Here is a 20241-nt window from a genome sequence, read left to right on the forward strand (position 1 = left end):
GCCCAAGCCGCTCCCCACGCAGGAGGCTGCGGCCAGGACAGCCGGAACTGCCGCCCCGACGGCGTTGCGCGCCAAGGGACTTGACGACGAAGGTCCGTCGCGTCTGACGTACACCGGCCCGGACGAGGACGGCAAGGCAAAGGCAACACGTGACTCGGCTGCCGACACCGGCGACGGTGCCGCCTCTCGTCGCGAACGTCGTGAAGCCGCACGGACGCAGTCGAAGAGCAATCGAGCTCCGAAGTCCAAGCGCAAGCGCTGAGGTATTAGCGCAGTCAGTACTCGGCAGGCTGGACGGTCACACCACGTGTAGTGCGGTGACCGTCCAGCCTGTTTCGTCTGTGTGGTCGATCCGGCCTGCGACGGCAAAAGTCTGCGTGCCTCGTGTGTACGTCGCACAGACTTCGGCGGTACTCTCCGACACTGCTTGAACGTGGGTGCGGTGAACGGCCGCGCCGCCCAGCTTCCGGGCCGAGAAATCCGAAGTGTAAAGTCTCGCAACAACTTCCAGGACGGACGGCGTCAACACGCCCTTGAGTTGCCGTGGATTTCGTCGTCGGTCGACGGTTTCGAGAACCAGACGTAGTGATCGGTTCCAGAAGATGTCGGCACCTACCAGCCGCGGTTCCGGAGCGTGAGTGAACCCGGTACTGGGCGACGTTCCGTTGTGTGGCGTCTTTCGCGGGCGACGCAGCATCCGGTCTGTTCGGCACTGCGTTCGGTCTGGCCGGCACTGTGGCCGCGACAGCACGACGGTATGCGGGTGAGGCTCGAATTGCGGCGCCGGCTCGAGAACGATCTTGCAGTCCTGCTCCATGACATCCCCCCGGATGATCCTGCGTCCGAGACAGCTGTCTCGGACTTCGCTCCCCCGAGCGATGGTGAGAAGCATGACACGAATCGCTCGAGATGTCGCCGTGATCACCATCGCGACTTAGGGTGATGGCGTGCGGGGACTTCTGTTGGATGTCGGTGGCGTGCTGTTCGGTCCGGGATCGGATCTCGACGGCTTGAGCGCGGTCGTGCGCGCGGTGAAGGCCCGCGGAATCGTGACGGGAATCGTCAGCAACGATCCCGGCGGCGCCAGTGCTCAGTGGTTGCGGGATCTCGGCGACGGGGTCTTGGTCGACGACGTGATCTTGTCCGGTGATGTCGAGATGGCAAAGCCCGACGCCGAGATCTATCTGTTGGCAGCGAGTCGTTTGGGCGTCGAGCCGGAGGATTTCGTTTTCGTGGATGATCTCGAAATCAACGTCCGGGCGGCTGTGGCCGTCGGGATGGTCGGGGTCCATCACGTCGGCTCGGAATCGACCATCGAGGAGTTGTCGATTCTGTTCGATCTCGGCGAAGGAGGGGACACGAAGCCATGGTGAACAGACTGACGACTCAGGATGCCGCTTTCTACTTCCTCGAAGCCGGGACGACGCCGATGCATGTCGGCTCGTTGGGGATCTTCAGGCAACTGCGAAACGGGATCGATCACGAGGAGTTGCTTCGACTTGTCGAAGAGCGGCTCGGATCGGTTCCGCGGTACCGACAGAGAGTTCGCGAGGTGGCGTTCGGTCTGGCCCGCCCCGTCTGGGTGGACGACTCGGATTTCGACATCACCTATCACGTACGCCGATCTGCTCTGCCCAAACCAGGTTCCGACGAACAGCTGATGGATCTGATCGCGCGGCTGACGTCGAGACCACTCGACAGCACGAGGCCGTTGTGGGAGATGTACCTGGTCGAGGGGCTGACCAGAAACAGATTTGCCATCTTCACGAAGTCTCATTCGTCGTTGGTGGACGGCGAGGCGGCTCCAGAGATCAGTCAGGTGATCTTCGATCCGGAGAAGAATCGAGCGCCAGGCCCCGAAGAATTGTGGATGCCCGCCAGGCCGCCGAGCGATACCAGCTTGTTGGTCAGTGCACTGGCGGATCTCGTAACGAGCCCGGGGGAGGGGATCGCACGGGCGCGTGCAGCGTTCAACGACGTGACCACATCCGTCACCGAGGCTGTGAGTGCACTCGGGAAACTCGCGGAAGTGGTTCGAACGGCGACGCAGGTAGCCCCGTCGAGCCCGCTCAACGCCACCATTTCGCGCAATCGACGCCTTGCGGTGGCCAAGACGTCTCTGGAGGACTATCGACGTATTCGCGCGCGGTACGGGTGCGAGATCAACGACGTGATTCTGACCGTCATCGCAGGTGCGATGCGGAACTGGTTGCTCTCGCGCGGTGAACCGGTGACCGAGGCGACCATCGTGCGAGCGATGGTGCCCATGTCGGTCTACACCGACGGCCCGGAGAGTCCTGACGTCGACGATCCGCAAGCGCCCGGACATGTTTCCTCGTTCCTCATCGACCTGCCTGTCGGTGAACCCAACGCGGTGGTTCGGCTCTCGCACGTGGCCCATGCGACGGAGGCATTCGCGCGTCAGGGTCGGCGGGTCACCGCGCAGACGATGGTGCGAATGTCCGGGTTTGCGCCGGCGACGCTGCATGCGATGAGCTCCCGCGCGGCCAGTAGTCTGTCGCAGCGAATGTTCAACTTGATGATCACCAATGCGCCAGGGCCGCAATTTCCGCTTTACCTCGGTGGTGCTCGGATGCTCGAGATGTATCCCGTGTCGCCACTGCTCAAGAATCAGACACTCAGCATCGCCCTGACGTCGTACGACGGAAATGTCTACTACGGTTTGAATGCCGACCGTGACGCGATGTCGGACGTCGACGTCGTTCGTTCGCTGATCTTCGAGTCACTCGAGGAATTGACGGATGCGAGTCGGTGACGAACGAGCATGAAGGTGGTCTCATGAGGGTGTACGTACCGGCGACGGTCGAGATTTTGCAGCAGTTGGTCGCAGATCAGGAGTTCGACCCTATGAGCCGGACGGCTTTTGCGGTCACCCCGACTCTGCGTGAGTCGTACGCGGCGGGGGACGACGACGAGTTGGCCGAGGTCGCCATGGGTGAGGCTGCGCGTGCGTCGCTGCGACTGATCGCCGGAACCGAGGGTGACGTCACCTTCCGGCGTGCTGTCGTCGCCGCCGACGTCGACGATGCCGATGTGAAGTTACGGCCCGATCTCGACGATTCGGTAGTCCGATTGGCGGGTCCTGTCACGATGGCTCAGGTTGCATCTGTGCATGTCGACCTCGAACAGGCAGAATCGGACATCGAGCGCGCTGCTGGCATAGTCGACGCGGCGGATCTCGGTGACGCCGATGCCGAGTTCACGCTCGGTGACGCGGAGGACCACGAGTTGGCGTGGTACGCCGCGCAAGAGTTGCCGTTCTTGCTCGACCTGCTGTGAATGTGCTTACCGTGAAGTAACCTACGGTACCGTAACCTGATAACCTACGGTACCGTAGGCTGTGGGTTCGGAAGGTGAGAGGTGGAGGTCTGATGGGTCTGAAGGACTGGATCGAGGCACCGGCAGCGTCGGTAGTTCCGGCAGCGCGGTCGAAGCTCAATCTGCTTCGCGGTGCGGCGGCTCGGCTGACCACACCATTGCTTCCCGACGACTATCTGCACCTCGCGAATCCGTTGTGGTCTGCCCGCGAGCTGCGCGGCCAGATCGTCGAAGTCCGGCCCGAGACCACGGACTCGGCGACCATCGTCATCAAGCCGGGTTGGGGATTCGACTTCAACTACCAGCCGGGGCAGTACATCGGCATCGGTCTGCATATCGACGGCCGTTGGCATTGGCGGTCGTACTCACTTACCTCGCCTCCCAACTGGGAGAACAAGCGCATTTCCATCGCGGTCAAGGCCATGCCCGAGGGCTTTCTCTCGAGCCACCTCGTCAGCGGGGCCGTGCCGTCGGGAACCATCGTTCGACTGGCCACGCCTTCGGGCAACTTCGCGTTGCCGGATCCGCCGCCGGAGAAGATCCTGTTCATCACCGCCGGCAGTGGCATCACTCCGGTCATGGGCATGTTGCGGACGATGAACCGGCGCGGTCAATTGCCCGACGTCATGCACATCCACTCGGCTCCGACGGAATCCGACGTGATGTTCGCCGACGAACTCACAGCACTGCACGCCGAGCACGAGGACTTCGTGAGCCACGTGCAACTCACGCGACGTGACGGAAAGTTCAAACTCAGTTCTCTCGACACGGTCTGCCCCGACTGGCGCGAGCGCCACACCTGGGCGTGCGGACCCCTCCCGTTGCTCGACGAGCTCGAAGACGTCTGGAAGGCGGAACGCATCGAGGATCGACTCCACATGGAGCGGTTCGCCGTATCGCGCATCGATGCTTCGGCCGACGGTGGCACGGTCACGTTCGAGAAGTCGGGTAAGACGATCACCGTCGACGGTGCGACGACGCTTCTGGAGGCGGGCGAGCAGTCCGGTGCCTTGATGCCGTTCGGTTGCCGCATGGGCATCTGCCAGACGTGTGTCGTACCTCTCGTTGCCGGCCACGCGATCGATCTACGCTCGGGGAAACAGCACGCGGAGGGCGAGCGCATCCAGACGTGCATCTCCGCCGCCGCCGGCGACTGTACGCTGGACGCATAGCTTCTAGGCACACGGAGGACCACGGTGGCCATCACCGATATCAAAGAGTTTTCGCACCTCACCGAGGCCGATGTCGAAGCTCTCGGACGTGAACTCGATCAGATTCGACTCGACATCGAAGACTCTCGTGGGATCCGGGACGCCCGCTACATTCGTCGCGTCATTCGCGTCCAGCGGGCGTTGGAGCTCGGCGGGCGTATCGCATTGTTCGGCAGTCGGTACCGACCGGCATGGTTGGTCGGCACGACCCTGCTGAGCCTGTCGAAGATCATCGAGAACATGGAGCTCGGGCATAACGTCATGCACGGGCAATGGGACTGGATGAACGATCCCGAGATTCACTCCGTCTCGTGGGAGTGGGATCAGACCGGTCCTTCCGAGCATTGGAAGCGCGCCCACAACTACCAGCACCACACGTACACCAATGTCGTCGGTATGGACGAGGATCTCGGTTTCGGGATTCTGCGTATGACTCGTGACGAGCCGTGGAAGCCGATCAACCTCTTCCAGCCGATCGCCAACGTGATCTTGGCGGCCACGTTCGAGTGGGGCATCGCGCTGCACGACCTCACGGCGGCAGCCGAGTTGGAGGGCGCGGAAAAGGGGCAGCTGAACTCGCAGGCGAACAAAGACTTCGCGCGCAAGATCTTTCGTCAGGTGGGCAAGGACTTCATCTTGTTCCCGGCGCTGACGGGGCCGGCGTGGAAGTCGACCATGTCGGCCAATGCGACCGCGAACCTCGTGCGCAACCTGTGGGCGTACGTCGTCATCTTCTGTGGCCACTTCCCGGACGGTGCCGAGAAGTTCACGGTTGCCGAATTCGAGCAGGAGACTCGTCACGAGTGGTACCTGCGCCAGATGCTCGGTAGTGCGAACTTCAATTCCGGCAAGCTCATGGGACTCATGAGCGGCAATCTGAGCTACCAGATCGAGCACCACGTGTTTCCCGATCTGCCGAGCAACCGCTATCCCGAAATCGCTGTGAAGATGCGTGCATTGTGCGAGAAGTTCGATCTCCCGTACACCACCGGTTCGCTCTTCAAGCAGTATCTTCTGGCTCTGCGCACCATCCACAAGTTGGCTTTGCCGGACAAGTGGCTGACCGCAACCTCGGACAATGCTCCGGAAACGTCTTCGGAACTGCGGTTCCGCGACTCGGGATTCCGGGACGCAGCCATGGCGATGGTGGAGGACCTTCGTACCGATCCGATCACCGGTAAGCGTCTCGGTTTGTTGACCGCACTCAAGTCGCAGGCCCGTTCCCGCATGCCGAAGCGCCGGAAGTGATATAGGTTACATCGGGAAAAACCTAACCTACGGTGCCGTAAGTTACGCTACAGTAGGTGCAGTTGATCTGAACGATTCGAATCGAGAATCGTTCTGCACTTACTACTTTGCGCCTAACTCACTGCTAGGAGGCTTTCCATGGCGATTGCAGATGTCAAGGAATACGCACATCTCACGGACGCCGACATCGAGGCGCTCGGCCGCGAACTCGACGCGATTCGTCGCGACATCGAGGAGTCGCGCGGCGAGAAGGATGCGCGATACGTGCGCAACGTCATTCGTCTGCAGCGTTCGCTCGAAATCGGCGGCCGCGCAGTGCTTTTCGCCAGCCGTCGTCGTCCGGCGTGGCTCGCCGGAGTTGGCCTGCTGACGCTCTCGAAGATCATCGAGAACATGGAACTCGGGCACAACGTGATGCACGGGCAGTGGGACTGGATGAACGACCCGGAGATCCACTCCACCTCGTGGGAGTGGGACGTCACCGGCCCGTCTGCGCACTGGAAGCAGACCCACAACTACCTGCATCACAAGTACACCAACGTCCTCGGAATGGACGACGACGTCGGATACGGACTCCTCCGCGTCACCCGCGATCAGCGCTGGAAGCCCTTCAACGCCGGCAACCTGGTCTACAACACGCTGCTCGCGCTGTTCTTCGAGTACGGCATCGCCGCACAGCACCTCGAGCTCGGCAAGGTGGCCAAGGGCCGCGCCGACAAGGAAGAGACGCAGCGCAAGCTCCGTGAGGTCGGCGAGAAGATCGGCAAGCAGGTCCTGCGCGACTACGTCATCTACCCGGCCATCACCGGCCCGGCGTGGAAGAGCACGTTGTCGGCCAACTTCACCGCCAACACTCTGCGGAACGTGTGGACCAACGCGGTCATCTTCTGCGGCCACTTCCCGGACGGTGCCGAGAAGTTCACCAAGGAAGACATCGACAAGGAAACGCAGGCTCAGTGGTACCTGCGTCAGATGCTCGGCAGCGCCAACATCGAGGGCAGCGCGCTCATGGACTTCATGACGGGCAACCTGAGCTACCAGATCGAGCACCACCTGTTCCCCGATCTGCCCAGCAACCGCTACAAGGACATCGCGGTCACGGTGCGTCAGCTCGCGGACAAGTACGACTTGCCGTACACGACGGGCCCGCTTGCCGTGCAGTACGCCAAGTCCTGGCGCACCATCGCCAAGCTGTCGCTGCCCAACAAGTACCTCAAGGACACCGTCGACAATGCGCCCGAGACGGCGTCGGAGCGGATGTTCGACGGCGAACTGACCTCGACTGTCGATCCCGTGACCGGGCGTCGCAGTGGCCTCAAGAGCGCCATCGCACGTAAGCGCAAGAGCGGAAAGCTGCGCAGCCTCCTCGGCCTGCGCTGATCGTCGACTGCGCTGACCGTAGACAGCAAGCGGCCCGACACCATTCGATGGTGTCGGGCCGCTTTGCTGTTCTCGCCCGGAACGTCGCTCGGGGGCGCTCAGTACTGATCGTTGGACTTGATCGCTTCCAGCAGTTGTCGCACAGCGACGACGCGTCGAGCTGATTTGCCCTCCAGTAGGTCGAGCTTGCATTCGGGATCTGCCGGCGGTCCGAGGTGCGTGCATCCGCGCGGGCAATCCTCGATCGCCGCAGCGAGATCCGAGAACGCCGCCACCACGTTCTCGGGCGAGATGTGCGCCAGACCGAACGAACGGATGCCCGGGGTGTCGATCACCCAGCCGCCACCGGCGAGCGGGAGTGCCACCGATTGCGTCGACGTGTGCCGGCCCTTGCCGACGCCGGATACGATGCCGACCGCTCGATTGGCATCGGGGACAAGGCGATTGACCAGTGTCGACTTTCCGACGCCGGAATGTCCGATCAGGGCGGTCAACTTGTGCTCGAGGATCTGCGTCAGTTCGTCCAGGGGATCGTCGCGACCGGCGACGACCACTTGGATGTCGAGGTCGGCGAACGTGCTCGCGAATTCCTCCGGCGGTTCGAGGTCGCTCTTGGTCAGGCAGACGATCGGCGTCAGGCCACCCACGTAGGCGGCGACCAGTGCGCGCTCGACGAAGCCGGTGCGCGGTGGGGGATCGGCGAGTGCCACGACGATGAGTAACTGCTCCGCGTTCGCGACGACGATACGTTCGAAGGGATCGGTGTCGTCGGCGGTCCGTCGTAGAACCGTCGAACGCTCGGAGACCCGGACAATGCGCGCCAGGGTGTCGGTTTTGCCCGACAGATCGCCGACTATGTCCACCTGATCGCCGACGACGATGGGGGTTCGGCCAAGTTCGCGGGCGCGCATCGTGACGATCAGCCGGTCGGGATCGCCGCCGAGGACGCAACCCCAACGGCCACGATCCTTCGACACCACCATCCCCGATTCGGCCGAGAGATGTTCGGGCCGAGTCTTCGTACGGGGGCGGGATCCGCGCCCGGGGCGTACCCGGACGTCGGACTCGTCGTACTGCCGCGGACTCAGAAGCTTGCCTTCGGTGTCGCCGGCGAACTCTCGAGCATGTCGATCCACATGTTCTCGAAGCCCGGCAGTGTCTTGGCCGTGGTTCCGACATCGTCGACCTCGACACCGTCGACGACCAGGCCGATGATGGCGCCGGCTGTTGCCATGCGGTGGTCGGCATACGAGAGCCATTGTCCACCATGGAGTTCCGCGGGAACGATCGTCAGGCCGTCATCGGTTTCGGTGACGGAGCCGCCGAGTTTGTTGATCTCGTCGGCGAGGGCGGCGAGACGGTCTGTCTCGTGCCCGCGCAGGTGCGCGATTCCTCGTAGATGCGAGGTGCCCTCGGCGAGAGCGGCCAGGGCCGCCACGGTGGGGGTCAGCTCTCCCACGTCGTGGAGGTCGATGTCGATGCCGCGCAGTTTCTCCGGGCCGCGGACGGTCAGGACACCATCGGCGAGAGTGACGTCGGCCCCCATCGAGGCGAGGATCCCGCGGATCGCGTCGCCGGGTTGCGTCGTCGACGACGGCCACATCGGGACGCTGACGGTTCCGCCGGTCACTGCGGCAGCGGCCAGGAACGGTGTGGCGTTGGAGAGATCGGGTTCGATCGCCCAGTCCACGGCGCGCACCGGCCCCGGTGCCACACGCCAGGTGTCCGCGTCACCGCCCGTGGCTGGCGTCGTCACGGAAACTCCGGCCTCGCGGAGCATCTCGACGGTCATGTCGATGTGTGGCATGGACGGGACGGGCTTGCCGTCGTGGTGAACGGTGACACCCTCTTCGAACGCAGCAGCCGAGAGCAGGAGACCGGAGACGAACTGCGACGAACCGGATGCATCGATGGTGACCGTCCCGCCGCGTAGGGATCCGGTTCCGGTGACGGTGAACGGGAGTGCGTCACCCTCGATCCGAGCGCCGAGACCGCGCAGTGCTTCCAAGATGGTGCCGAGCGGTCGTGTGCGTGCTTGCTCGTCGCCGTCGAAGTGGACGATGCCGTCGGCCATCGCGGCGAGTGGCGGCAGGAAGCGCATCACGGTGCCGGCCAGGCCGCAGTCGACCTCGCCGCCGCGCAGGGGTCCAGGGGTGATGCGAAGCGTGGTCGCATCACCGGCTTCCTCGACGCCGATGCCGAGGTCACGCAGAGCTGCGATCATCAGGTCGGCGTCACGGCTGCGGAGTGCACCGGTGATCGTGGACGGGCCATCCGCAAGTGCGGCCAGAATCAGAGCTCGATTGGTGATGGACTTGGATCCGGGCAGCGTCACCACTGCATCGACGGGTGCTTGGGCCCTCGGGGCGCTCCACAGACTCAGACTCACATGGTCCATCTTCTCTCATCGGTGGGGGAATGGTCGAAACCGTGCCACCCTGGGTGTCATGTGCGGAAGGTATGCGACCACAGCGGACCCGGCCACCCTGGCGGTGGAACTCGACGCGCTCGACGAGACCGACCACTCGGCGCCCGTCGAAGCCGATTACAACGTGGCCCCCACGACCGAGGTGTTGACCGTCGTCGAACGCCACGATCGGGAGAACCCCGACAGCGATCCGACCAAGAGGATTCGGCGGATGCGGTGGGGATTGGTGCCGTCGTGGACCAAGGAACTGGGCAAAGGCCCGGTCCTGTTCAACGCCCGCGCCGACTCGCTGGCGGAGAAGCCGGCGTTTCGGACCGCCTTCAAGTTCAAGCGTTGCCTGGTCCCCATGGACGGGTGGTACGAGTGGCAGACCGAGGCCACCGGCGGGAAGAAGGCAGCGAAGATTCCTTACTACATGCACCCCGACGACGGATCACGGCTGTTCATGGCGGGCGTGTGGTCTGCCTGGCGGGACCCGAGGGTCGAGAACGCGAGCCCCGTTCTGAGCTGCTCGATCGTCACGGTCGACTCTCTCGGTCACCTCGAGCAGGTTCACGACCGCATGCCCCTCGCCCTGCCTCGTGACCGCTGGGAGGCGTGGCTCGATCCCGACAACACCGTCGATTCGGCTCTGCTCGAACCGGTACCGGACCTCTTCGAGCGGATCGACGTCGATCGAGTCCGGCCGCTGGTCAACAGTGTCAAGAACAACGGGCACGAGTTGATCGAGCCGGACGTCGACCGTGCCGGCGAGCAGATCAGCCTGCTCTAGCAGTCAGCCGAGAGCCCAGGTGACGGTCACTTCGAACGAGACCTGCTGGGTTCCCGGGGCGAGAACCATGTCGGACATCGAGGCGTCGGGAGCGCGCATGGTCTGACCGCCACTCGTGTCGTGTGCCTCGGTGATGGTCACGACGTTTTCGAGCGACGTCCCGGACAGATCCGCGTACTGCTCGGCACGGTTCTTCGCGTCCTCGAAGGCACGGGTGCGAGCGTCGGCCAGAAGCTGAGAGTCGTCGTCGATGGCGAAGGCGACGTTACCGAGCCGTGCCGCGTTTCCGCCCGCCGCGATGCCGGCGTCCAGGACAGAAGAGGCCTTGTCGAGATCGCGGACGACGATTCGTACCGAGTTGGTCGCCCGGTAGCCGGTCACGTTGCCGCCGACGAACGGTCCGCCGCTGGCGTCGTACTGCGGCTGGACGGACAGATCGCTTGTCTGCACGTCCTCGGGGGCAACCCCGGCGGCGACTATCGCGTCGATCATCTGACGGGCCTTGTCATTCGCCTCCGAGACCGCTCCCGATACATCCGGGGCAACCACCTCGATGCCGATGTCGGCATTGAGGATGTCCGGCGCCCCGCGGACCTGCCCTGATCCGACTACCGTGACTTCCTTGGCGGCATTGTCCGAACTCCCGCAGGCCGTCAGCGAGACGGTGAGGGCTGCCGCTGCAGCGGTCAGTGCAAGAGTTTTCAGGTGTGGTCGCATGGTGAGACCGTAGCGACCGGATACTCAGCCCGCCGTGATTTGCGCCGTGACCGCGCCACTGAGCTGCGTGAGGTCCGTCGGAGCCAGCTCGATTTCGAGCCCGCGTCGGCCGGCGCTGCAGAGAATGCGGTCCCAGTCGAGCGCCGACGCATCGATCACTGTCGGCAGTTTCTTGCGCTGGCCGAGCGGTGAGATACCGCCGAAGACGTAGCCGCTCGAGCGCTCGGCTTCGGCGCGATCGGCCATGACGGCTTTGCTCGCACCGAGGGCAGCGGCTGCAGCTTTGAGCGAGAGCTTGTCCGGGACCGGCAGGACCGCGACGGCGAGCTTGCCGGTGTCGAGTTTGACGACCAAGGTCTTGAAGATCTGGGCGGCCTCAACGCCTGTCGACTCTGCCAGTGCAGTGACCGCCTCGTCGCCGAAAGATTCGGCGCGAGGATCGTGGTCGTAGCTGTGGACGCGGTGCGGTGTCTTCGACTTGTCGAGAAGTACGGTCGCAGGGGTCGCTGTTCCGGCCATGTGGAACACCCTATGTGGATCGCCGACAGGTGCATTCGACCAGGCCGGGAACAGAGTCGCTGACTCCCGTGTTGGTACCAGTTGATGAAACTTGTCCCGAGAAGCGAAGGAGCGACCGTGCTGGCTGTGTGTGAGCCACCACCGGCCCGTGGGTCGGATCTTCAGTTGGCGGTAACCTTGATCCCTACGGCTAGTGAAGGGATCAGAGTGCTGGAACACGACCGGCCCAAGGACGAACCGTCAGGGGTAGCTGAACCTATCGACGGCGCAGTGTCCGAAACGCCCGAAACTGCGGATGAGTTGATTGCCCGGTTCGAGCGCGACGCGCTCCCGCTGCTCGACCAGTTGTACGGCGCTGCCCTGCGCATGACGCGGAATCCGGCTGATGCCGAGGATCTCGTGCAGGAGACGTACGTCAAGGCGTACACCGCTTTCCGTTCGTTCCGTGCCGGTACCAACCTGAAAGCCTGGCTGTACCGGATTCTCACGAACACCTACATCAACTCGTACCGCAAGAAGCAGCGCCAACCCGCGCAGTATCCGACGGACGAGATCACCGACTGGCAGTTGGCCGCCACCGCCGAGCACACTTCGACGGGGCTGCGATCGGCCGAGGTGGAGGCGCTCGACGCGTTGCCTGACGACGACATCAAGGCGGCGCTGCAGTCGCTTCCCGAGGAATTCCGTATGGCCGTGTACTACGCCGATGTCGAAGGATTCCCGTACAAGGAGATCGCGGAGATCATGGGCACACCCATCGGAACGGTGATGTCGCGACTGCACCGTGGTCGCAAGCAATTGCGTGGTCTTTTGGCCGATGTCGCAAAAGACCGGGGATTCAATCGGGACGGCGCGGTCGACACAGCCACAGTCGCAGCCACCGAGACGGAAGGTGTCACACGATGAGTGAGCAGGACGAATTCGAAAGGCTCGACTGCTCGGCAGTCATCGCCGACGTCTGGTTGATGCTCGACGGTGAATGCGACGATTCAAGTCGTGCTCGCCTGCAGCGTCATATCGACGATTGTGGATCGTGCCTCGAGGCCTACGGGATCGAAGAGAAGGTCAAGAGCCTGATCAACCGTAAGTGCGGCGGAGACCATGCGCCGGAAAGCCTGCGTCAGAGGCTCACCGTCGAGTTGCGTCGGACCATCGTCATAACGACTACCGAAACCGACAGCTAGCCCGTCAGCGAAGATCTGAGCGGCAGCAGTCGGAAGGCAGTAACGCCGAGGGGCGGGGAAGCAATGCTTCCCCGCCCCTCGGACGTTTTGTTGCGCTACATGTCAGGCGTTTGGACGCTTGCCATGGTTAGCGGCGTTGCCCTTACGGCTGCGCTTCTTACGACCACGCTTACCCATGATTGGTCTCCCTTCTGTTTCTTTCGCGTCATTGTTTCACGCCGATGCCGGTGTGGTTCCATTGGCAGGTCGATCGAGTGATCCGTCGACGTATTTTCGTGGTCAGAGTGCAGTTCCGACAGAAGTGAGGTTCACGATGGCAGAAGACGTGCGCGCCGAGATGGTTTCGACGGTCTACCAGGTCGTCGTGAGCGAGGGAGACGTCGTTGCGGACGGCGACACCCTGGTCATCCTCGAATCCATGAAGATGGAGATTCCCGTCCTGGCCGAGGTTCCGGGAACGGTGACGACGGTGGGCGTCAAGGTCGGCGACGTGATTCAGCAAGGCGATCTGATCGCCGTGATCTCCTAAGCCGGACGATGTCCACTCTCAGCGACCTCCTCGCCGAACACACCGACCTTCCCGGTGCGGCGGTCGACCATCTCCAGCGCGTCGTGGGGGAGTGGCAACTGCTCGCCGACCTCTCCTTTGCCGACGTTCTCTTGTGGGTGGGCACCGAATCGGAGAAGAACCGATCCGAGGGGACGGTCATCTGCGTCGCGCATTGCCGGCCGACAACGGCATCGACGGCTTTTCCGGAGGATGCGGTCGGAACGGTCGTTTCCGAGTCCGAGCACCCGCAGGTTCTTCGCGCTCTCGTGGAGGGCCGCGTCGTGCGCGGGGAAGACGAGACGTGGCGTGAAGGAATGCCGCCGCGTCGGGAAGCCGTTCCGGTGCGTCTGGACGGGCGAGTCATCGCTGTTCTGAGCCGCGACACCAACCTGTCGCACCAGCGAGCGCAGAGTCCGCTCGAACTCGCGTATCTCGATTGCGCCGAAGACCTGTGTCAGATGATCAGCGACGGAACCTTCCCGATCCGAGAATCGCGCTCCGACACGAACTCGAGCCCACGTGCGGGCGACGGCTTCATCCGTCTCGATACCGAAGGCACAGTCGTCTATGCCAGCCCGAACGCGCTCTCGGCCTATCACCGGATGGGTCTGAGTTCGGATCTGGTGGGCCAAGACCTCGCAGCGCTGACCCGTTCGTTGGTCACCGACCCGTTCGAGTCTCAGGAAGCTGCGGGATACATCCGAGATACGTTGGCGGACAAGCCCGGTCGCCGTATGGAGATCGAGGCGCGCGGGGCGACCGTTCTGCTGCGGGCCCTGGTTCTCAAGCCTGGCGGCCGGCATGTCGGTGCTGCGGTCGTCGTCCGCGACGTCACCGAGGTCAAGCGTCGTGATCGCGCTCTCCTGAGCAAGGACGCAACCATCCGCGAGATTCACCATCGAGTGAAGAACAATCTGCAAACCGTCGCGGCGCTTCTGCGTCTACAGGCCAGGCGAACCGGCAACGACGAAGCGCGACAAGCGTTGACAGAGTCGGTGAGACGCGTGACGTCCATCGCCCTCGTTCACGACACCTTGTCGATGTCGGTGGACGAAGAGGTGGATCTCGACGAGGTGATCGACCGGTTGGTTCCCATGCTCTCCGATGTCGCGGGAGTAGGTGTGCCGGTGACGATTCGGCGTGAGGGCAGTTTCGGAGTGTTCTCCGCCGAGCGCGCCACCCCGCTGGTCATGGTGCTGACGGAGTTGGTGCAGAACGCGATCGAGCACGCTTTCGATCCGGGTGTGACCGGCACGGTCACACTCAGTGCCGAGCGTTCTGCACGCTGGTTGGACGTGATCATCCACGACAACGGGCGCGGCCTGCCGGAGAACTTCGACCTCGAGAAATCCGATCGCCTCGGACTCCAGATCGTGCGGACTTTGCTGGGCGCCGAACTCGGTGGCTCGCTCGGACTGCACCCGGGAAGCGGAGGCGGTACCGACGCGGTTCTGCGTGTGCCGCTCGGTAGACGTTCTGCGCGTTACTGATTCGAGCCGCGTTAGCGATTCGAGCAGACAAAAAGCCCGGCACCATGTGGTGCCGGGCTGTCGTCTTCGACTGTGCAGAGGGGCTGTTCTCCGCCGCGAGTCGAACGTCTCGGTTCTACCTAGACGGAAGTGCGTGCACGGGTACGTGCGTTACGACGCTTGAGTGCGCGACGCTCGTCTTCGCTCATTCCGCCCCAGACGCCTGCATCCTGGCCGGACTCGAGAGCCCACGACAGGCACTCGGCGGTGACGGGGCAGCGGTTGCAGACAACCTTGGCATCAGCGATCTGAGCGAGGGCCGGTCCACTGTTTCCCACAGGGAAGAACAGTTCGGGATCCTCGTCGCGACAGATTGCGTTGTGGCGCCAGTCCATCTTTTTTCGCTCCTTAATTGGGTGTGTATTCACACCATTTGGTACCAATGAGTTTGTGTGTGCGTCATCAATGTTTCCGCACTGTTACTTGTGAATGCTTTCACGAACTCGCGGTATGTCAATAGGTTTGAACGGGTTCGTGGGCCAACTCACTAATTTGTGACACACCTGACGGCCACCTGGGCGTCACCGGCATTTTACCCGATTTCGACCTTTTGGCACCAGAGTTTTTGCAGGTCAAACGTGTTGCCTGACTCACGTCGTAATCGGTGCGAACACTTCCAGTGCATCCGGGACCGAGGTGAATTCGACCTTTTCACGAAGTCCGATGTAGTCGCCGTCCATCTGGAGTCCGATCGGTCGCGACGATTCGATGGTGATTGTCGGGACGTCGTCGGTGCGTAAGAGGACCTTCGATTTCGGCTCCGCGCCGCGTGCGAGTAGTTGCCGCACAACCCGCAGGGACGGCAGAACTTTGGTGCTCGTCATGGCGAAGATGCCGAGTCCACTGTCGAAGGTCGTTCCCGGATTGGTGTGGACGGGACGCTCTTCCAGATATGTCCACGGGCTCGAGTTCGAGACGAATGCGTAGTGGACTCCGGAGACGGGATCCTGATCGGGAAGGTGGACGGTCAGCGCTGGTTCGGCTCGCTTGGCACGGAAGAACGCCGCGATCGCGGTTCGGACATACCGGGCGGGTGTGGCGGCGTCACCGTTCTTACGGCTGGCGTCGACGGCCTCGCACACATCGGCGTCGAGGCCCATTCCGGCGTTGAACGTGAACCAACGGTTGTCGCAGTGTGCGAGCCCGATTCGGCGCCTGGTCCGTTCGGAGAGGAGGTCGACGAGTTGGTTCGTGGCGTCGATCGGGTCGGCGGCAATACCGAGTGAGCGCGCGAAAACGTTTGCCGAGCCGCCTGGGACGACAGCGATCGTCGGGATCGGACCGACCGGAACCGATTTCATCGACGCGGGATGCGGTGACCCGAGCAGTCCGTTGACCACTTCGTTGACCGTTCCGTCGCCACCGTGGACGATCACCGAGCCGAAGCCGTCTTCGTGGGCTTCGCGCGCCAGTTCGGCAGCATGACCCCGATGTGTGGTGTGCGCCACAGTAAGTCGCACCCGACTCTCGAGGGCGTGTGCCAACAGGTCACGACCGGCAGCGGTGGTGGAGGTGGCATTGGGGTTGACGATCAGCAGTGCGCGCACGGGGCATGAGCCTATCCGGTGTCGTGTTCTAGGCTGGCCTCGTGCCGAATACCGCCAGTCCGAACGCCCTGCCCAAGACAGTCACATGGGCGGGTGCCCTCGTGACGCTTCAAGGGCTGGTTGCCGCCGGGTTCGCGATCGTCGCAGTGATTCGCGGTGCAACCGGCCACGATCAGAGCGTCACCAACGGATACGGATTTGCCGCCTGGGTCGCGATCCTCGGCGGCGCGGTGTTGGCTGCCGGTATCGCTTTGCTGACGGGCCGCCGGTGGGGCCGGGCAATCGCCGTCGTCGCACAGTTGCTGCTCCTGCCGGTCGCCTGGTCGCTCCTGACCGATTCGCATCAGGTGCCGCTCGGCATCGTTCTGGGTGTCGTCGTTCTCGGCGCTCTGGGCTGCCTGTTCTCGGCTCCGACGTCTCGATGGATGGCAGCGGAGTACGGAGCGTACGCAGACGAGGTGTCGCCGGAAGAGGGACGCCCGGACGAGACCGACGAGCCGCGGGACAAGTAGGACGGAACGCCTACCCTGCTTCGGTCCTACTCAGCTTCGGCGGCGAGAGCTCCGAGGTGAGTACCGGTCAGGCGATACGTGGTCCACTCCGTCTGTGCGTCGGCACCGAGTGACTCGTAGAACTTGATCGAGGGGGTGTTCCAGTTGAGCACCGACCAGGACAGCCGGGTGTAGTCGTTGTCGGTGCACTCCTTGGCGAGTGCGGCCAGAAGAGCCTTCCCGTGGCCTGATCCGCGCTGACTGGGCTTGACGTAGAGGTCTTCTAGGTAGATGCCGTGAGCGCCGTCCCACGTCGAGAAATTGCGAAACCACAATGCCATGCCGACGACGTCGTCGGCCGAATTCACAGCGACGTGCGCGAAGGCCGTCGCGGCCGGCCCGAACAACGCCTCGCCGATCTGTTCCGCCTTCACGGTGCACTCGTCGAGGGCCTTCTGGTAGTCGGCCAACTCGTAGATCATGTCGGTGATCGGCTGGACGTCTGCGGGCGTGGCGCGTCGGATCATAAGGAGAATCTTAGGCCTCAAGCCTCGACGAGCGGCGGCACGTTGTGATGGACGAGGTGGGTGGCGCCGTGCTCGTAACCGAGAACCGAGTATGCGCCGGGGGACAAGGCGAAACGCTTTCCTTCCGTCACCGGGAGCTCGAGCCAGCGGGCGATGAGTGCGCGTGAGAAGTGGCCGTGCCCGATCAGGATCACGTCGCGTTCGGGTAGTTGCGAACGCACCATCGACAGCACCATGTCGGTGCGGGCGTGGATCTGATCGGCCTGCTCGCCGCCGGGGCACGGGTGCGTCCAGACGGTCCAATCGGGCACCGTTGCGCGGATCTCGGGCGTCGTGAGGCCTTCGTAATCGCCGTAGTCCCATTCGGACAGTGCATCCCAGGTTCGCTCTTCCGGCAGGCCGGCGAGATCGCCCGTCAACTGTGCGCGCAGCCGCGGACTCGTCAGAATCATGGGGTTCCGGAGGTCGAGGGTTCGCAAGCGATTTCCGGTCGCGGTTGCCTGCATCTCGCCGAGCGGAGTCAGCGGAACCTCGGTCCGGCCCGTGTGTTTCCCGGTTCGTGCCCACTCGGTTTCACCGTGTCGCATGAGTACGACGCGAGCACCGAGGGGGATCGACGAGGGGGCGGACTGGGACGTCATGTCGACCATCATTGCAGGCTGCCTCGCGTGTGTAGCTCGCCTCCTGGCGCGAAGTGCGCAAGGATCTACGTGTGACGACGGTTCTCGCAGTGGCGAATCAAAAAGGCGGCGTGGCTAAAACCACCACCGTCGCTTCTCTCGGTGCGGCTTTGTCCGCGCTCGGACAACGAGTTCTGGTGGTGGATCTCGACCCGCAGGGCTGCCTGACGTTCTCGCTCGGACATAACCCGGATCGCCTCGAGCGTTCGGTCAACGAGGTCCTGGCGGGTGATCTCGACGCGGTCGACGCCGTGCTGAAGACGGACGACGGTATGGATCTCCTGCCGGCCACGATCGATCTCGCGGGCGCCGAAGCGCTGCTCCTGATGCGACCCGGTCGAGAGTTCGCGCTCAAGCGGGCGCTGTCTCCGCTCCTGGGCTCTTACGACGTCATCATCATCGACTGCCCACCGTCGTTGGGTGTGCTCACACTCAACGGATTGACTGCGGCGCAGTCGGTTCTGGTTCCACTGCAATGCGAAACCCTCGCACACCGCGGCGTCGGACAGCTGCTGCGTACGGTTCGTGAAGTCCAAGCCATCACCAACCCGGATCTTGTTCTGCTCGGCGCACTTCCGACTCTGTACGACGCTCGAACCACGCACAGTCGCGACGTGCTCGCCGACGTCAGCGACCGCTACTCCCTGGCCGTTCTGGCGCCTCCGATCCCACGCACCGTCAAGTTCGCCGAGGCGTCCGCGTCGGGTGCGACGGTCCTCGCCGGACGAAAGAACAAGGGTGCGGATGCCTATCGTGAACTCGCGGACAATCTCGTAAAGCATTGGGCTGGAAACGAAGTCGTGACTTTCGCGCCGGAGCTGGCGCTCTGAGGAAGGCGAGCTTCTAGCGCAGCGCGAACAAGGTATCGCCGCGCTGTTCCAGAATCGTCTCGCCCGCACTGGCGAGCACGATCGGTGTCGCCGTCTCACCGCGGTCGACTGCGATCATGCGCTGCACCGCTCCGTCCGACGGACTGACGGCTGCAATGCCGCCCGGAACGGGGATGAGCATCTGACCGGCAACCATGCTTCCGGGTCCGGACGTTCCGTTGACGATCCACGTCGGAGCCAGATCGCTCAGGCGCAGGTTGACGGTCTGCGAGCCGGTCCACCACGTGATCGAAGCCTTGTCGGCGTGGGTGCGGGCGCCTTCGGTCACCGTTCCCTCGATCGGATAGTCGACGATCGGATTGCCGGATCCGTCGAAAATAGTGATGCGAGAAACGGTTCCGTTGGCGGCAGGGAGGTAGACGGCCGTCTTTTCGCCGGCCACGGCAAGCAGGCGGGCGCCCTCGGAGTCGAGGAGAATCGCGGATCCGTACTCTTCGGGTTCCTGGGCGTCCTTCGGTGCGGGATTCATCACCGTCAACCTGTTGGAGGCTTCACCGGGGCAGCGTTCGAGTACCGAGACTCGGTTGGCGCTCGACGCAGCGTCGAGCAGCGTGCATCCGGTGCGGGGTTGCTTGTTGGGGTTGACCTTCGCGTCGACCCGGCCGTACTCGAGGGTTCGGACGAGGTCCGAGCGCCACAGTTCCATTCGCTCACTGCCGCGCGAAATCAGGTAGGTGCCGTCCGCTGAAAGGCTGACCGCGGAATCGGCGTCGCTGTTGCGCTGGTCCTTTCGGGCGCCGGTGTCGGCGACCAGTGACGTGACCTGAGAGCAACCGCGATCGTCCTGATAGACGCTGACGGCGCGATCCCACGAACCGATCGCGCCGCACAGCGGAATGTTGCGCGCGTATCGCCACACTTCTTCGCCCGTTGCCGGATCGCGGCCGATCACCTCTGAGCCGTCGGCGGTGACGACGGCATTTCCGACGGTGATCGGTGCCGTCGAGTCGGCACTGGGAGATTCCCACGTCTGCTTCAGGATGTCGGGTAACAACACCGACGTCGACAGAGGCGGGAGTGGAGATTCGGCGGTGACCGAGGTGGTTCCGCGCGCATCACTGCGCAACCACACAACGGTCACCGCCACGATTACGGCCAGCGCGATTGCCAGCGCACCGATCACATCTGAGCGAGTACGCCTTTCGGGAGCCAGCACATCGGCAGCTTACTCTGCGGCGCCTGCCGTCGCGGAAGCCGCGGGGCGACGACGCCGACGGCGACGCGGCTTG

At 63.4% G+C, this 20241-nt stretch carries 25 protein-coding genes; 14 read left to right on the forward strand and 11 right to left on the reverse strand.

Annotated elements, in window-relative coordinates; all coding sequences use genetic code 11:
• On the forward strand, nt 1-262 hold a 262-nt coding region (locus YH3_RS25095), incomplete at its 5' end, for a hypothetical protein (RefSeq protein WP_154100329.1).
• A 36-nt stretch (nt 263-298) separates the two neighbouring features.
• On the opposite strand, the gene YH3_RS25100 is transcribed toward YH3_RS25095, so the two are convergent.
• Complete coding sequence (locus YH3_RS25100; protein WP_007731192.1) at nt 299-928, reverse strand: Rv3235 family protein; 630 nt, start codon at nt 926-928, stop codon at nt 299-301.
• A gap of 19 nt (nt 929-947) precedes the next feature.
• Between YH3_RS25100 and YH3_RS25105 the strand changes: the two genes are divergently transcribed.
• The 6 genes from YH3_RS25105 to YH3_RS25130 all read left to right on the forward strand — a co-directional run bounded on the left by YH3_RS25105 (nt 948) and on the right by YH3_RS25130 (nt 7178).
• Nucleotides 948-1373 (forward strand): HAD-IA family hydrolase, encoded by a 426-nt coding sequence (locus tag YH3_RS25105; RefSeq protein WP_003940859.1) that lies wholly within the window; start codon nt 948-950, stop codon nt 1371-1373.
• Nucleotides 1367-2776: a wax ester/triacylglycerol synthase family O-acyltransferase gene (locus tag YH3_RS25110; protein WP_007731194.1), complete on the forward strand. Its 1410-nt coding sequence runs from the start codon at nt 1367-1369 to the stop codon at nt 2774-2776. The genes YH3_RS25105 and YH3_RS25110 overlap by 7 nt, the downstream gene beginning before the upstream one ends.
• A 23-nt stretch (nt 2777-2799) precedes the next feature.
• Nucleotides 2800-3300, forward strand: coding sequence for a hypothetical protein (locus YH3_RS25115; protein WP_030535010.1), 501 nt, complete (start codon nt 2800-2802; stop codon nt 3298-3300).
• A gap of 92 nt (nt 3301-3392) precedes the next feature.
• Entirely contained in the window at nt 3393-4511 is a 1119-nt protein-coding gene (locus YH3_RS25120; protein WP_007731196.1) for a ferredoxin reductase, read from the forward strand.
• 24 nt (nt 4512-4535) lie between these two features.
• Nucleotides 4536-5798, forward strand: a complete 1263-nt coding sequence (locus YH3_RS25125; protein WP_003940901.1) for an acyl-CoA desaturase — start codon at nt 4536-4538, stop codon at nt 5796-5798.
• 138 nt (nt 5799-5936) lie between these two features.
• On the forward strand, nt 5937-7178 hold the full coding sequence (locus YH3_RS25130) for a fatty acid desaturase (RefSeq protein ID WP_003940700.1): 1242 nt from the start codon (nt 5937-5939) through the stop codon (nt 7176-7178).
• Nucleotides 7179-7276: 98 nt separating this feature from the next.
• On the opposite strand, the gene rsgA is transcribed toward YH3_RS25130, so the two are convergent.
• The gene (rsgA, locus tag YH3_RS25135) at nt 7277-8314 is read right to left on the reverse strand and encodes a ribosome small subunit-dependent GTPase A (protein WP_007731200.1); all 1038 of its coding nucleotides are present in this window, start codon (nt 8312-8314) and stop codon (nt 7277-7279) included.
• Entirely contained in the window at nt 8263-9576 is a 1314-nt protein-coding gene (gene aroA, locus YH3_RS25140) for a 3-phosphoshikimate 1-carboxyvinyltransferase (protein WP_042922161.1), read from the reverse strand. Before aroA ends, rsgA begins: the two co-directional genes overlap by 52 nt.
• Nucleotides 9577-9625: 49 nt before the next feature.
• On the opposite strand from aroA, the gene YH3_RS25145 reads away from it, so the two are divergent.
• Nucleotides 9626-10378 carry an SOS response-associated peptidase gene (locus YH3_RS25145; protein ID WP_020969226.1) on the forward strand — a complete coding sequence of 251 codons (753 nt, stop codon included), beginning with the start codon at nt 9626-9628 and terminating at the stop codon, nt 10376-10378.
• Nucleotides 10379-10381: 3 nt separating this feature from the next.
• Here the strand turns inward: YH3_RS25145 and YH3_RS25150 are convergent, their stop codons facing one another.
• The gene (locus YH3_RS25150; protein ID WP_021332569.1) at nt 10382-11095 is read right to left on the reverse strand and encodes an SIMPL domain-containing protein; all 714 of its coding nucleotides are present in this window, start codon (nt 11093-11095) and stop codon (nt 10382-10384) included.
• 24 nt (nt 11096-11119) lie between these two features.
• Nucleotides 11120-11614 (reverse strand): Cys-tRNA(Pro) deacylase, encoded by a 495-nt coding sequence (ybaK, locus tag YH3_RS25155; protein ID WP_047271686.1) that lies wholly within the window; start codon nt 11612-11614, stop codon nt 11120-11122.
• 207 nt (nt 11615-11821) lie between these two features.
• Here ybaK and YH3_RS25160 point away from each other — a divergent pair, with 207 nt between their 5' ends.
• Entirely contained in the window at nt 11822-12520 is a 699-nt protein-coding gene (locus YH3_RS25160; protein ID WP_042922166.1) for a sigma-70 family RNA polymerase sigma factor, read from the forward strand.
• Nucleotides 12517-12798: a mycothiol system anti-sigma-R factor gene (rsrA, locus tag YH3_RS25165; protein WP_003940722.1), complete on the forward strand. Its 282-nt coding sequence runs from the start codon at nt 12517-12519 to the stop codon at nt 12796-12798. Before YH3_RS25160 ends, rsrA begins: the two co-directional genes overlap by 4 nt.
• A 102-nt stretch (nt 12799-12900) precedes the next feature.
• Here rsrA and YH3_RS37375 read toward each other — a convergent pair whose 3' ends face one another.
• Nucleotides 12901-12975, reverse strand: coding sequence for a 50S ribosomal protein bL37 (locus YH3_RS37375; protein ID WP_022597109.1), 75 nt, complete (start codon nt 12973-12975; stop codon nt 12901-12903).
• A gap of 136 nt (nt 12976-13111) precedes the next feature.
• On the opposite strand from YH3_RS37375, the gene YH3_RS25170 reads away from it, so the two are divergent.
• On the forward strand, nt 13112-13327 hold the full coding sequence (locus YH3_RS25170) for a biotin/lipoyl-binding carrier protein (protein WP_007731208.1): 216 nt from the start codon (nt 13112-13114) through the stop codon (nt 13325-13327).
• A gap of 8 nt (nt 13328-13335) precedes the next feature.
• A complete protein-coding gene (locus YH3_RS25175) occupies nt 13336-14838 on the forward strand; it encodes a sensor histidine kinase (protein WP_003940890.1) in 1503 nt (500 codons plus the stop codon).
• Between the two features lie 119 nt (nt 14839-14957).
• On the opposite strand, the gene YH3_RS25180 is transcribed toward YH3_RS25175, so the two are convergent.
• On the reverse strand, nt 14958-15212 hold the full coding sequence (locus tag YH3_RS25180; RefSeq protein ID WP_003940950.1) for a WhiB family transcriptional regulator: 255 nt from the start codon (nt 15210-15212) through the stop codon (nt 14958-14960).
• 255 nt (nt 15213-15467) lie between these two features.
• Nucleotides 15468-16424 carry a diacylglycerol kinase family protein gene (locus tag YH3_RS25185; protein WP_007731209.1) on the reverse strand — a complete coding sequence of 319 codons (957 nt, stop codon included), beginning with the start codon at nt 16422-16424 and terminating at the stop codon, nt 15468-15470.
• Nucleotides 16425-16465: 41 nt separating this feature from the next.
• Here YH3_RS25185 and YH3_RS25190 point away from each other — a divergent pair, with 41 nt between their 5' ends.
• Nucleotides 16466-16936, forward strand: coding sequence for a hypothetical protein (locus YH3_RS25190; RefSeq protein ID WP_007731217.1), 471 nt, complete (start codon nt 16466-16468; stop codon nt 16934-16936).
• A 26-nt stretch (nt 16937-16962) separates the two neighbouring features.
• Here the strand turns inward: YH3_RS25190 and YH3_RS25195 are convergent, their stop codons facing one another.
• Nucleotides 16963-17442, reverse strand: a complete 480-nt coding sequence (locus YH3_RS25195; RefSeq protein ID WP_054828207.1) for a GNAT family N-acetyltransferase — start codon at nt 17440-17442, stop codon at nt 16963-16965.
• A 17-nt stretch (nt 17443-17459) separates the two neighbouring features.
• Nucleotides 17460-18083: an acid phosphatase gene (locus YH3_RS25200; RefSeq protein WP_080552758.1), complete on the reverse strand. Its 624-nt coding sequence runs from the start codon at nt 18081-18083 to the stop codon at nt 17460-17462.
• A gap of 71 nt (nt 18084-18154) precedes the next feature.
• Here YH3_RS25200 and YH3_RS25205 point away from each other — a divergent pair, with 71 nt between their 5' ends.
• Nucleotides 18155-18952 (forward strand): ParA family protein, encoded by a 798-nt coding sequence (locus YH3_RS25205; protein ID WP_003940948.1) that lies wholly within the window; start codon nt 18155-18157, stop codon nt 18950-18952.
• 13 nt (nt 18953-18965) lie between these two features.
• On the opposite strand, the gene YH3_RS25210 is transcribed toward YH3_RS25205, so the two are convergent.
• Complete coding sequence (locus YH3_RS25210; protein WP_064444277.1) at nt 18966-20168, reverse strand: hypothetical protein; 1203 nt, start codon at nt 20166-20168, stop codon at nt 18966-18968.
• Nucleotides 20169-20241 lie beyond the last annotated feature (73 nt).

This window comes from Rhodococcus sp. YH3-3 (assembly GCF_001653035.1).
Classification (GTDB): domain Bacteria; phylum Actinomycetota; class Actinomycetes; order Mycobacteriales; family Mycobacteriaceae; genus Rhodococcus_F; species Rhodococcus_F qingshengii.